The 12839-nt window shown below is 32.1% G+C and carries 12 protein-coding genes; 10 read left to right on the top strand and 2 right to left on the bottom strand.

Translation table 11 applies throughout. The annotated features are described in order from the left end of the window. Nucleotides 1-13 precede the first annotated feature (13 nt). Entirely contained in the window at nucleotides 14-196 is a 183-nt protein-coding gene (gene tatA, locus ACEN2H_RS02005; protein WP_441729893.1) for a twin-arginine translocase TatA/TatE family subunit, read from the bottom strand. A 213-nt stretch (nucleotides 197-409) separates the two neighbouring features. Between tatA and ACEN2H_RS02000 the strand changes: the two genes are divergently transcribed. The 7 genes from ACEN2H_RS02000 to ACEN2H_RS01970 all read left to right on the top strand — a co-directional run bounded on the left by ACEN2H_RS02000 (nucleotide 410) and on the right by ACEN2H_RS01970 (nucleotide 8972). Continuing rightward, the gene (locus tag ACEN2H_RS02000) at nucleotides 410-910 is read left to right on the top strand and encodes a peptidase (RefSeq protein ID WP_441729892.1); all 501 of its coding nucleotides are present in this window, start codon (nucleotides 410-412) and stop codon (nucleotides 908-910) included. 70 nt (nucleotides 911-980) lie between these two features. Beyond that, a complete protein-coding gene (locus tag ACEN2H_RS01995) occupies nucleotides 981-2468 on the top strand; it encodes a GH3 family domain-containing protein (RefSeq protein ID WP_441729890.1) in 1488 nt (495 codons plus the stop codon). A 35-nt stretch (nucleotides 2469-2503) separates the two neighbouring features. After that, complete coding sequence (locus ACEN2H_RS01990) at nucleotides 2504-4183, top strand: DUF6909 family protein (RefSeq protein WP_441729889.1); 1680 nt, start codon at nucleotides 2504-2506, stop codon at nucleotides 4181-4183. Between the two features lie 9 nt (nucleotides 4184-4192). Beyond that, the gene (locus ACEN2H_RS01985) at nucleotides 4193-5182 is read left to right on the top strand and encodes a hypothetical protein (protein ID WP_441729887.1); all 990 of its coding nucleotides are present in this window, start codon (nucleotides 4193-4195) and stop codon (nucleotides 5180-5182) included. 137 nt (nucleotides 5183-5319) lie between these two features. After that, nucleotides 5320-6570, top strand: coding sequence for an MATE family efflux transporter (locus ACEN2H_RS01980; protein ID WP_441729885.1), 1251 nt, complete (start codon nucleotides 5320-5322; stop codon nucleotides 6568-6570). Between the two features lie 76 nt (nucleotides 6571-6646). After that, the gene (locus ACEN2H_RS01975; RefSeq protein ID WP_441729883.1) at nucleotides 6647-7717 is read left to right on the top strand and encodes a hypothetical protein; all 1071 of its coding nucleotides are present in this window, start codon (nucleotides 6647-6649) and stop codon (nucleotides 7715-7717) included. A gap of 130 nt (nucleotides 7718-7847) precedes the next feature. Further along, nucleotides 7848-8972: an O-antigen ligase family protein gene (locus ACEN2H_RS01970; RefSeq protein ID WP_441729881.1), complete on the top strand. Its 1125-nt coding sequence runs from the start codon at nucleotides 7848-7850 to the stop codon at nucleotides 8970-8972. Between the two features lie 29 nt (nucleotides 8973-9001). Here ACEN2H_RS01970 and ACEN2H_RS01965 read toward each other — a convergent pair whose 3' ends face one another. After that, the gene (locus ACEN2H_RS01965; protein WP_441729879.1) at nucleotides 9002-9388 is read right to left on the bottom strand and encodes a hypothetical protein; all 387 of its coding nucleotides are present in this window, start codon (nucleotides 9386-9388) and stop codon (nucleotides 9002-9004) included. A 217-nt stretch (nucleotides 9389-9605) separates the two neighbouring features. On the opposite strand from ACEN2H_RS01965, the gene ACEN2H_RS01960 reads away from it, so the two are divergent. From ACEN2H_RS01960 to ACEN2H_RS01950, 3 genes are all read left to right on the top strand, one after another. Beyond that, nucleotides 9606-10724, top strand: a complete 1119-nt coding sequence (locus ACEN2H_RS01960) for a glycosyltransferase (protein WP_441729877.1) — start codon at nucleotides 9606-9608, stop codon at nucleotides 10722-10724. Between the two features lie 13 nt (nucleotides 10725-10737). Further along, nucleotides 10738-11478: a class I SAM-dependent methyltransferase gene (locus ACEN2H_RS01955; RefSeq protein WP_441729876.1), complete on the top strand. Its 741-nt coding sequence runs from the start codon at nucleotides 10738-10740 to the stop codon at nucleotides 11476-11478. A 171-nt stretch (nucleotides 11479-11649) separates the two neighbouring features. After that, entirely contained in the window at nucleotides 11650-12633 is a 984-nt protein-coding gene (locus tag ACEN2H_RS01950; protein ID WP_441729874.1) for a UDP-glucuronic acid decarboxylase family protein, read from the top strand. Nucleotides 12634-12839 lie beyond the last annotated feature (206 nt).

Raw genomic sequence — 12839 nt, 5'->3', positions numbered from 1 at the left:
TTCGGGACTTTTTTTATTTTTTTTCGTTTACGCTTTCTTCTTTTTTATCAGTTGAAGGCTCTTCTTTAGCGGCATTTTTAAATTCTTTAATTCCGCTTCCTAATCCCTTCATTAATTCTGGAATTTTTTTACCACCAAAAAGTAATAAAACAACTGCTAATATAACTAGGATTTCTGTAACACCAAATCTTCCCATGATTGAATAATTTATGCCGAAGCAAATTTCTAATAAATCTTGCAACAAAGGTAAATAGAATTACTTAATATGAATTCAATTTAAGTCAATTATTTAATTTCAATAACGTTAAAAGTATATTAATTTAAATTTATTTTGAGGGCTAGGAGCTAAGTATGCAGTCAAAGTGCTTTATTGACATTAATTATTATATTTGTAAAATAAAGAAAATGTATGTCAAAAGAAAGATTGAAAAGGAAAAAACTCCGCAATAAATTATTTATAAAAAACCGTTTGATTATTTTGAACGAGGATACTTTTGAAGAAATTTTTTCATTAAAATTGAACCTAATGAATGTTTTTATAGTAGCTTCTGTTGGTGCTATTTTATTGATTTCAATCACTACTTTTATTATAGCCTTTACTCCTTTGCGGGAATTTATACCAGGCTATTCCTCTTCTAAATTAAAAAGAAATGCAACAGAATTAGCCTTAAAATCGGATTCCTTGACCCTAGCATTAAAGAAAAACGAAGCCTATATATTAGCAATTCAGAAAGTACTTAACGGCAAGCTGGAGTACGCAAAATTCAATAAAGATTCAATATTGGTATCTAGTGAAGAACCGATGCCTAAAGTAAAATTATCTGCCTCGGATGAAGAATTGGAACTAAGGGATCAAGTGGCAATGGAAGAAAAAAAATCCTTACTAAAGAGTCCAGAAAAAAAGAAATAATAGTTAAATGACAAAAAAACTGTTTCTTTCAGCTCTTGGTGTGAAAAATTTATAAAATCAGTAGTATAAAATGTCAGTAAAATCAATTGCAGCAAAAATATTTGCAAAAAAAATATATACGAAAACCCAAGCTTGGTCTACAAACCCCGTTGCGAGTCAGCAGGCTGTTTTTAAAAACCTTATAAAGGATGCAAAAAAGACGGAATTTGGTGTGGACCATAATTTTGGAGAAATAAAAACGTTTGAGGATTTTGCTAAAAATGTCCCGATTCGGGATTATGAAGATCTAAAAATCTATGTTGAAAAAGTAGTTAACGGTGAAGAGAACATTCTCTGGAAAGGGAAGCCGCTATATTTTGCCAAAACATCTGGAACAACTTCGGGAGCAAAATATATTCCTCTTACCAAAGATTCTATGCCTTATCATATTGAGGCTGCTAGAAATGCCATTCTTCATTATGTACATGAAACTGGAAATGCAGATTTTGTTGATGGTAAAATGATTTTTCTGCAGGGAAGTCCGATTCTAGAGGTAAAACACGGCATAAAATTTGGTCGATTATCCGGTATTGTAGCCCATTTTATTCCGAAATATTTGCAGAAAAACCGAATGCCGTCTTGGGAAACCAATTGTATTGAAGACTGGGAAACTAAGATAGATGCTATTGTTGAGGAAACTATCAATGAAAATATGACCGTGATTTCCGGGATACCTTCATGGGTCCAAATGTACTTTGAAAGGTTGCATCAAAAAGGAGGGAAGAGTGTAGGCGAAATTTTCAAAAACTTTAATTTATTTATTTACGGAGGTGTTAATTATGAGCCTTACAGAGCCAAATTCGAGAATTTGATAGGTAGAAAAGTAGATTCGATCGAATTGTTTCCGGCTTCAGAAGGTTTTTTTGCCTACCAGGATTCTCAAAAAGAAAAAGGAATGCTGCTGTTGTTGAATGCAGGAATTTTTTATGAATTTGTTAAGAGTGACGAGTTTTATTCTGATAAACCAAGGCGTTATACCATTGGAGAAGTCGAGTTGGGAGTTAATTATGTTTTGATAATATCAACTAACGCAGGACTTTGGGGATATAATATTGGAGATACGGTACAGTTTACGTCATTAAAACCGTATCGGATTATCGTTTCGGGTAGAATCAAGCACTACATTTCCGCTTTTGGCGAACACGTGATTGCCAAGGAAGTAGAAAGCGCTTTACAGGAAGCAATGGAGGGAACAACCGCGCGAGTGAATGAATTTACGGTTGCTCCACAAATAACACCTGACAGTGGTTTGCCTTATCACGAATGGTTTATTGAATTTGAAAATGAACCGGATGATATTGTCGCTTTCTCAGAAGCTATAGATGATGCTATGAGAAAGCAAAACATGTATTATGACGATTTAATTGTTGGAAACATCTTGCGAAAAGTAGTTGTCACAACAGTGATTAAAAACGGTTTTCAAGATTATATGAAATCCATAGGGAAACTTGGAGGACAAAATAAGATTCCTAGGCTTTCTGACAACAGAAATATTGTAGACTTATTAAACAAGGTATAAAAGGACTACATTTGAATATCGATACTAATAAAAAAATGAAAGAAACTAAAAATATATCACGATCAAGAGCACAAGAATCATCAGCTGCTATAGAGAAAATGTACATAACAATGCGTCATTTATTCAACAGGGGTTTTTATAAACCAATGGGAATATCTGGAGATACTTTGCGGGAAGCTTTATTGGCACTTCGCCCTGAAATATATGGAAATATTGCGGAGGAAAAAGTAGAATTAAACGGTCTTTTGTATGTTATTGAACGTCTTCCTTTAGGAATTGAAGAATGTAGATTTATTAACCTCACTTCGGCTGAGGGCTATTCTAAGTCCCATTTTCAAGCAATTATTCCACCAAAAAGAAAAAGAAATTGTTACAGAATAGATGAGGAACAAATGAATGTGGAAATCACTCGTGGCCGTTCGGACATTTATGATATTTTAACCCATCTGACTTTTATTTTTATCGAATCCCATAAAATTAGAAACCGAGTTTTATTAGATGATGCCGGTGAAGTTTCACGCGATTGGATCAAACTGCAGTACGCTGTCTCCCAAAACAAAAAGTTAACGCTTGTAGAAAAGGAGAAGGCAATCTCACATACTGCTAATATTCTAGGGAGATCCTTTGAAGAAGTAATAGACATATATGATGCATTTGGTTCAGTAGCGGCTCCAGATCGTTTTTTACATGTTATTTATTGGTTGGGGAAACTAGCTATTGAAGAAATTATAGACAATAATAAAAGAACCATAACCTTTAGTCCTATTCTAAGGGAACGACTTGGACATCATATTCATGGCGAAATTTGGGCTACCAACATCAAGGAGGTTTTAAAAGAAAATAAGCTTTTGGATCGCCCCATCCATGTTATAAGTGCCAATATGCACAGCGTGATGAATTCAATCTTTGCTACGACTGTGTTAAAAACTCAGTTTAAAGAGAAATCTGATTTCTTTATTTATGAAGAATTAAGCAAATCGGGCGCAAATGAAGTTCGAAACAAAGTAGAGGAAGTAGCATTAAAGCACGGTATGATTTCAATACCGGATACCTCTGGAACTAATATTGATGTACAGATTTTTGACACTGCAAAGATTAATTGGGCTCACTCCTCATTTTCCACAGCGAAATTAGGGGATAAAAAACCGGTATTGATCGTAATGGATTATGCCTTTGGAGAACAAGCTTATGAAACGATTGACGAGTTGTTAAAACCGTTCAAAAAAGACACGCTACTCAATGTAGAATCCATTTCTATCATGGGGAAAGCGGGTATTCTGGAGGGAGGAAAGGGTGATATAATGATTCCCAACGCACACATTAACGAAGGAACTGCAGATAATTATTTTTTCGAAAATGAATTAACAGCGGATATGTTTGAAGGTAATGATATTGCAGTTTTTGCAGGACCAATGGTTACTGTATTGGGAACTTCACTGCAAAACAGGGATTTATTAAATTTTTTCCATGAATCTACTTGGGGAGTGATAGGTCTGGAAATGGAAGGTTCTTATTATCAAAAAGCCATTCAATCTGCTTCAAAAATCAGAAAAAGTATACCAAAGAATGTAAAAGTGCGTTATGCCTATTACGCTTCAGATAACCCTTTGCAAACGGGAAGTACTTTAGCTTCAGGAGGTCTAGGAACAACGGGGGTAAAACCCACTTATTTGATTACCATTAAAATATTGGAACAAATTTTCAACGTAAATTAGAATTATAATATGAGTGCAAACTTACCCCAATACAATCCCGAAGATCAGGAGATCGATTTGATTTTGTTTTTTAAAAAAATTGGCGATTTTTTTCAATGGTTAAATACGCTATTATTTAGAATCATTCGTTTTTTCGTGAAAAACAAGATTGTAATGTCTGCATTGTTGATAATTGGATTTGGTTTGGGATTATATTTAGATAAAACACAAAAAACCTACGATCATCGAATTATAGCGACACCAAATTTTAAATCAACAGATTATTTATATTCTAAAATTAATTTATTAAACGCTAAAATTATAGAAGGAAACACTGCTTTTTTAACGGACAGTGTTGGTTTAAAAAATCCAGAAATACTAAAAGGGATAAAAATAAAACCCATAACAGACGTATATAAATTCATTGAAAATAAAAATGAAAACTTTGAGCTAATCAAATTAATGGCCGAAGCAGGAGATATTAATAAAATTCTTGAAGATAATATGACCAGCAAAAATTATACAAATCATGAAATTATTATCAAAACAGATAAATTAGCATCTGATGAATTAACCATTCAGCCTATTTTGAATTTCCTGAATGAGTCTGATTATTTTAAGAAAATTCAAATAGAAGAGTTTAAGAATGCCCAAATAAAGCTGAGTCAAAACGATACAATTATTTCGCAAATTGATGCTGTTTTAAATGGATTTTCGAGCTCTGTAAATAGGAATCAACAAAGTGATAAACTGGTTTATTATAATGAAAATACGCAGTTAAACGATGTTATAAAGACAAAAGAAGCTTTAATTTATCAACAAGGAGTTCTTAGGGTTGATTTGGTAGGAATGGATAAAATTATTAAAGAAAACAGTGCAACACTAAACATAGAGAATACAAGCTCAATTAATGGAAAATTAAAATTTGTTTTACCTGTTTTATTCTTGTGTTTATTTATATTCATACATTTATTCATGACTTATTATAAAAGCCAAATGAAAAAGGCTCAATTGATATAATTTCTTTTAAAATAGGGCAGAATCAAACAGAAATTTAATTAATTCAAAAAATACAATTTCCTGGAATTTTGAAAAAAATCAATATGGGTTTCAAAAAAATAAAAAAAAATCCAATTGTTTTGCAGAGTTTTACAACTATGTTTTTAAGAATTATAGGGGTAATCACTCTTTTTGGGTTTTCATTGTTCCTAACCCACAATTACGACCCAAAAATCATTGGTCAATTCGACTTTATAAGGATAGTTTTATTGGTTTTAAGCAGTATTTGCGTTCTGGGTACGGATCAGTCCATATTGTATTTTACTGGCATTTTAAAAAGCAGCAATGAAACAGAAAAATTAAAGGCGATTTATAAAAAAATTGTTGTGTTGATTTTCGCAATTTCTATGTTAGTTTTGATTGTGTTTTTCATCATTGGTAAAAATAGAATTAATTTTTTTTTTAATCAAAAAGGCACTTATTTACTGATGTCTAAGGCCATTATTGCCTTGTTTTTCTATTCCATAACTTTATTTAACACCGAAACAATTAGAGCATTAGACAAAATTTATACTGCTGAATTGTTTAGAAATACCTTTAAGTATGTTTCTGTTATTATAGGGGCTTTGGTTTTGTTTTATATACATGAGGAAAGCTATTTGGTGGATACTTTTTTGATTGGGTTTGTTGCGCTATCTATTATAACGACGATTATTGTTTTTAGACTGTTCGAAAAGCAAAAAAAGGAATTAGTACTAGAAAATGACATAGATCGTTTCACCTACTCTATTATCGCCTACAAATCATATCCTATGGCTATTAGTAATTTAGCTATTTTCTTGATGATGACCTTTGATGTAGTGTTTTTGAAAAAGTTTAAAGGAGATGAAACAGTCGCTTATTATTCAATTGTGATGAAGTTAGTTTCTATTTTGTTCATGATTAATAACTCCGTGTATATTTCTGTTTCATTAAAAATTGCACAGCTTTATACTGAAAATAATCACGCAGAATTAGTAAAAACATTGAAAGAAAGCGCACGAATAATTGTTATGCTGACATTGGTCGTGGTAATAACCGTTTGTTTGTTTTCTGAAGATATTTTATATTTCTTTGGAGAAAACTATATACAAGGAAAACAGGCGCTTTTGATATTAATGCTGGGTCAATTGTTAGCTTCTTTTTTTGGAGTTTCCGCAATCTATTTGAATATGACGGGAAGGCAAAGTGTTTTCCAGGTTGTCCTGATTTTTGCAGTATTGCTTAACTTACTTCTAAATATTATATTAATCCCAATGTACTCCCTCACAGGGGCAGCAATTGCTTTTGTTGCGAGTTTACTTTTTTGGAATATAGTAACAGCAATAATTATTTATAAGAAAGATAAAGTATTGGTTCTATTTCATTAAAAATCCATTGAAGACAGTACCGATATTTAACCGAATTATTCACAAACAAATTAAGGTTTCCTAGTACATGGCAAAAATGAAAACACTAGTTAAAAAAAATACAGCAGTATTCATAGGGTTGTTTTTCTGCAATTTATTGGTGGCCTTTTTGACGCCTTATATTTTACCGGAAAGGTATTTTAATGATACCGTAATAATTGTGTTTGACAGGGGGCAGGAAATAGGCTGGTTGGGCAGTTATCCGTTTGCTATTATGTTTTATAAACTTACGGGTTTACGGCATCTTTCTTTTTTTCTTATTGCGCTGATTCAATTTCCCATAGTAACCTACATATTATATAAAATCGGGGTACCGCATAACTTTCATAAGCTAAACGTAAAAAATATTTTGGTCTATGTTGGGCTACTGCTTTTGGGAATATACATGTCTATGCCTACTAAGGAATTCATTACGTTTTTAATGTTTTGCAGCATTCCTTTTATATTTAAATCCAATAAAAAGCCAGTATTTAAAATTGGTTTTTCACTTGTATTAGTCGCTTGTTTTTCGTTTTTCAGGGCCTATTATCTATTGATGCCAATATTTGCAATAGGGATGTATGTACTGTCGTTCATCAAATTTGAGAACAAAACACTGTCGATTATTTTTTACGGGATACTAATCTCCATATTTTTATCACTGAGTCACGGAGTTATAAGAGGCGAGTATATTTCGAAGCAAACAAGAGAAAATTATGTCGTTGAGAATATAAATAAAAACAATATAAATACGGCAATAGTGTCGCCCATATCACAAGATACCTGGTACGGAGAGGTATTTGGTATTGTTTATGGTTTTATGGCTGTAAATGTACCCGTAATTGAAGCAATCAAACATATTTTATCACCACAAGTATTGGTTTTTGTATTGTGGCAGTTATTGCTATTTTATATTTTGTTTGTCCGGTTTTCCAGATGTTTAAAAAACAGGAAACAATATCAATTTGAGTTATGGACCTTATTGATTTTATTTGCTTTTTTTATCGTTCAAGGTATATTTGAACCAGATTTAGGCACTTCTATCCGACATAAAATAGGGCTTTTTCCTTTAATATATTTTGCATTGTATTATGAAGATTTCAGAAAAGACACTCGACAAATTATTTAATTTATTTCTGTTTCTAATTGCTATTACATTAATTTTCAGAAAACTGTCTACTGTTTTTTTGATAGCTTTTGTAGTTTTCAATTTGCTGTTTTTAAAAAAAATCAAAATTTCAAAAAATCAACTACCAATTATGTTGTTAGTGGCAGCTCCATTCTTAATGGAAATGTTGTCTTTTTGGAATAATGATTCTTATGCTCTCGGTTTAAAATCATTAGAGAAAAGTGTTTCGCTACTCTTTTTTCCAATATTTATAATTGGGAATTATCAGCGTATTCAATTTATGAAAATTTTGAAAGCGTATTGCATTACTACAACAGCTATTATGGTCTTCTTTTTTGTGCGTTTTATAGTGTTGGATTCGGAGCATTTCTTTAAATACTTTAATGGGAATGACCTTTGGGAAATGGGCTATGTTTTTGCTGACAGTATGGGTATTCATGCACCAGCGCTCAATATGCACTTGGCTTTTGTTGCTTTTTCTAATCTTTATTTCTTGTTTGAAGCTTCCAAAATTAATTATAGTAAATGGTCTAAAACAAGAGATTTGTTGGTTTTCATTCTTTCCTTCTTTTTTGTTTTGTATGTGAATACCAGAATGGCTTTATTAGCCACCTTAATTGGCTTTTTGATAGTTGTTTATTTCCAAATTTCAAAAAGTTACAGTTCTAAAGTAATCTTTAAAAGAGCCATAATTGTCCTATTTTTGATTACTACGGTTTTATTTTTATTCATACAGAAGAATCCCTATATGAAAGAGAAGTATTCGACTCAAATTTTTTCGAATATGGATAAAGTAGGGAAACTAGACGAGATTGATCATCCTGAAATAGCGGTTTATAGCTCTTTTGTTACTAGGGTATCCATCTGGAAATCAGCCTGGGAACTTTCGCTAAAACATCTTCCTTTTGGTGTGGGAGCCTCAGACGGCAAGACAGAATTAGTTAAATATTTTAAAGAAACGGATCAGGTATTTCTTGCAGAATATGAGTTTCCAACGCACAATCAGTTTTTAGATTATTTATTGAAATTTGGAATTTTAGGGCCAATTGTAGCCTTGTTCTATATAGGGTTTATCGCTTATCTAGGAATTAAGACAAAAAATCCGGTGGTGATTTCGTTCTTTTTTTTGTTTTTTATGTCAAACCTCACAGATGATTTCTTGCTCCGTTTTGATGGAATTATTTTCAGCGGATTATGGATTTCTATATTTGCTAGTTATTGGCTGCAACAGAAAAGCGGGTCAGTTGTTTTTTGATATTTTTAGGGTCACACATAAAAAACCGCTTATTGAGCGGTTTTAATTTCATCTTTTTTGAATTCTAAATTCGGGAATATTTCACCAACTTCTGAAAATTGTTGTAGTGTTTCCATAGGCACATTTTTTACGACATAATCTTTCCCAGGAGGTAGTGTTTTTATATAATCATCTGTTGCCGCTATTGAATTAGTTCTCCAACGAGCGCCTTCTTTTATTAAATACCATTGACCATTAGTTCCTAAAACAATTTTGCCTTCGTAACGGTCAAAGTCTGTAACTTCAACTTTTACTTCATCAGACGCTACAGGCGCGACCTCTTGTATGGCATCTTGCTGAGGGGCTTCCCCTTTCTTGTTTTCGCAAGACAATGAAAATAAAGCGACAAGTGTCGCGATCAAAAACTTTTTTTTCATTTGAATTTATTTTAAATAGTAAAATTTTGGTAAATATCGTTCTTTTTTAACCAACGAAATTGAATATATTTTATAAATCGAAATTTTCCCTTTTTAAGATTGTAAATGGCATATTTAAATGTAATACTTTGTAATTATTAAATTTGTAATACATTTGAGTTTTTAATATCAATTGCGCAAAAAATAAAGAACGATTATTATTCTTTTACACTAAAAAATGGCAAAAATTAAAATAGCCCATCTATTGCATTCCTTGGGAGGAGTTGACGTGTATTTAAGACTGCTATTAAACAACATTGATACAGATTCATTTGAAAATATAGTCATTCATGGCACCAAAGATACAAATGTGCCTTTCTTAGATAAAAACAAGAAGAATGTAAAAGAGTATAAGATTTCTGTTTTTAGGGAAATATCAGTGATAAATGATCTAAAAGCTACTTATCAAACTTATCAAATTTTAAAAAAAGAACACCCCGATCTATTACATACTCATAGTGCCAAAGGAGGTATGATAGGACGGGTTTTGGGACCGTTGTTAGGTATAAAAGTGATTTACACACCTCATGCTTTTTCTTATTTGAGTGCGCAAAACAGCTTAAAAAAAGGAGTTTTTTTGAGTATTGAAAAACTGCTGGTAAAAAGAAGTATTTTGTTGTTAGCAACCTCCAATTCCGAGAAAAAACGTGCGATTGACGAAGTCGGGTTTGATCCCAAAAACACAATCGTTTTTAATAACTGTATTGAGCCAATATCTAAAATAGATACGTTAACCATTCCCAAAACCTGGCCTGATTATTATATCTGTACTGTGGGACGACCTTCATATCAAAAAAACATTGAGCATATGATCAGGGTGATTAGTGAGGTGAATAAGGAGCTTAGAATTCATTTAGTAATAATGGGTGTGGGGCCTGTTTCGGATCAATTGGAATCAGTACAAAGTCTGATCCAAGAACTAGATATGACCACAGAAGTTACTCTTTTGAGTTGGACAGAAAGAACAGATGTTTTTAATATTATAAAGCAATCTAAATTCTATATTTCTACGGCTCGATATGAAGGGATGCCATACTCTGTCATCGAAAGTTTGGCTTTATCAAAACCCTGTATCGTAACGAACTGCGACGGAAATCGGGATTTAATTATTGATGGCCATAATGGCTTTGTAATTAGTGAAGAGTTGATGCAATTCAAGGATAAAATATTAGTTTTGCTTGGAGATGATAAATTGTTGGAGAGTATGTCAAAGAATTCCCAACAAACTTTTTCGGACAACTTTTCAATTAAAAAGAATATTAACCAATTGGAAGCTATATATAGAAGTTATAATTAATTGTAATAAATTTATGTTCAAAGAAATAATCAAAAGAAGAATTAAGAAAGAAAAATTTAATCCCGGAATGCTTGGTTTTTTTATCAATTATAATTTTCTGATCAGAAGGTCGATCTATGCAGTTATTAAAAGTCACGCGACTAAATTAAATGGCTCATTATTAGATTTCGGTTGCGGTACAAAACCGTATAGGGATTTATTTGTCAATGCAAACGAATACATTGGTGTGGATTACAAAATTGAAGGAAGAGAACAAATCATTGATGAAATTGATCGGTTTTATGATGGAAAAGTGATTCCATTTGAAAATGAAAGATTCGACTCTATTTTATCCACTGAAGTCTTAGAACATGTTTTTAACATTGATGAATTATTGCAAGAGTTTAATAGAGTTCTAAAAGATAAGGGAAAAGCAATAATCACAACTCCATTTTCATGGGAAGAACACGAAATGCCCTATGATTTTGCCAGATATACAACTCCGGCCTTACAATTTTTATATCAAAAACATGGCTTTAGAATTATTGAAAATTTTAAAACAGGGAATTATATTGAAGTCATTTTTCAATTTCAGTTAAATTACTTAAAAAACATACTTCCCGGCAGCAAGAATGTAAGGCAGGTTTTTCTTATTCCTTTTATATTTTTCTTTAATTCTTTTGGACTACTATTCAGTTTAATATTACCAGTAAATAAAAACGCCTATTTTAATAATGTATTTGTGTTAGAAAAATCATCAGATAGGGGTGCGTAAATAAGGGATTTGATAAATCGATTTACAATACCAAAAATTTAATACTTATTACTTTCGGAATTCTAATGATAAAGTTATTTTTGGCAGAGGCAAATTTATCATAAAATCGGGGGATCCGTTTTTTATTGTATTCTGTACTTTTTGTACAGGCATATTTCTAAATGTTTTATTATGAAAAGAATACTGATTACGGGGGCTGCAGGGTTTTTAGGATCACATTTATGTGATCGTTTTGTCAAAGAGGGTTATTTTGTAATGGGAATGGATAATCTAATAACCGGAGATTTAAAAAACATAGAACATTTGTTCAAACTGGAGCATTTTGAATTTTATCATCATGACATTACAAAATTTGTCCACGTACCAGGTGAATTGGATTATATCTTACATTTTGCCTCGCCAGCGAGTCCTATTGACTATTTAAAAATCCCTATTCAAACTCTTAAGGTAGGTTCTTTGGGAACACATAATCTTTTGGGCTTGGCACGAGTAAAAAATGCCAGGATTTTGATCGCATCCACCTCCGAAGTGTACGGAGATCCACTAGTGCATCCACAAACAGAAGAGTATTTTGGGAACGTAAATACAATAGGACCAAGAGGAGTATATGATGAGGCGAAACGCTTCCAAGAATCAATGACTATGGCCTACCATACTTTCCATAAAGTAGAGACCAGAATCGTCCGGATTTTTAATACTTACGGACCAAGAATGAGACTGAATGATGGCCGTGTGATTCCTGCGTTTATAGGGCAGGCAATTCGCGGGGAAGATTTAACTATTTTTGGTGATGGAATGCAAACTCGGTCGTTTTGCTATGTTGACGATCAGGTAGAAGGAATTTTTAGATTATTGCATTCAGATTACGTATATCCTGTTAATATTGGAAACCCAGATGAAATTACGATTAAAGATTTTGCTGAAGAAGTTATAAGATTGACAGGAACTAATCAAAAAATTGTTTATCGTCCTTTGCCAGAAAATGATCCTTTGCAACGTCAGCCAGACATCACTAAAGCTCAAGAGATATTAGGCTGGGATGTAACAATAAATCGTGCCGAAGGAATGAAAATAACTTATGACTATTTTAAATCGTTATCAGCAGACGAACTTGCAAAAGAAGAACATAAAGATTTTTCTAAATACATGAATTAGTCAAATAACATATAATGACCTTAATCCATACGTACGTATAACGTACTAAATAATTGTTTATAAGTGGCTTGCTAAATTCACAAACATATATTTTGAGCCGTTGTATAGTTTTATTACACAGTAAAAAATAGTAGTATCAATAAAAATACAACATATTTACCGGGACAACTTAAAGAAAATACTTTTTTAGTGATAATATCATTATT

The organism is Flavobacterium sp. W22_SRS_FP1 (assembly GCF_052113685.1).
GTDB lineage: Bacteria > Bacteroidota > Bacteroidia > Flavobacteriales > Flavobacteriaceae > Flavobacterium.
Note: the sequence above shows the minus strand (reverse complement) of the source record. Positions and strands in the feature narration are given on the sequence as shown.

What these genes read in the sequence shown, in the direction of transcription:
- ACEN2H_RS01985 (WP_441729887.1), top strand. Translation starts at nt 4,193, where the DNA reads ATGAGTGCAAACTTACCCCAATACAATCCCGAAGATCAGGAGATCGAT.
- ACEN2H_RS01965 (WP_441729879.1), bottom strand. Translation starts at nt 9,388, where the DNA reads ATGAAAAAAAAGTTTTTGATCGCGACACTTGTCGCTTTATTTTCATTG.
- ACEN2H_RS01950 (WP_441729874.1), top strand. Translation starts at nt 11,650, where the DNA reads ATGAAAAGAATACTGATTACGGGGGCTGCAGGGTTTTTAGGATCACAT.
- ACEN2H_RS01990 (WP_441729889.1), top strand. Translation starts at nt 2,504, where the DNA reads ATGAAAGAAACTAAAAATATATCACGATCAAGAGCACAAGAATCATCA.
- ACEN2H_RS01980 (WP_441729885.1), top strand. Translation starts at nt 5,320, where the DNA reads ATGTTTTTAAGAATTATAGGGGTAATCACTCTTTTTGGGTTTTCATTG.
- ACEN2H_RS02000 (WP_441729892.1), top strand. Translation starts at nt 410, where the DNA reads ATGTCAAAAGAAAGATTGAAAAGGAAAAAACTCCGCAATAAATTATTT.
- ACEN2H_RS01955 (WP_441729876.1), top strand. Translation starts at nt 10,738, where the DNA reads ATGTTCAAAGAAATAATCAAAAGAAGAATTAAGAAAGAAAAATTTAAT.
- tatA (WP_441729893.1), bottom strand. Translation starts at nt 196, where the DNA reads ATGGGAAGATTTGGTGTTACAGAAATCCTAGTTATATTAGCAGTTGTT.
- ACEN2H_RS01960 (WP_441729877.1), top strand. Translation starts at nt 9,606, where the DNA reads ATGGCAAAAATTAAAATAGCCCATCTATTGCATTCCTTGGGAGGAGTT.
- ACEN2H_RS01970 (WP_441729881.1), top strand. Translation starts at nt 7,848, where the DNA reads ATGTTGTTAGTGGCAGCTCCATTCTTAATGGAAATGTTGTCTTTTTGG.
- ACEN2H_RS01995 (WP_441729890.1), top strand. Translation starts at nt 981, where the DNA reads ATGTCAGTAAAATCAATTGCAGCAAAAATATTTGCAAAAAAAATATAT.
- ACEN2H_RS01975 (WP_441729883.1), top strand. Translation starts at nt 6,647, where the DNA reads ATGAAAACACTAGTTAAAAAAAATACAGCAGTATTCATAGGGTTGTTT.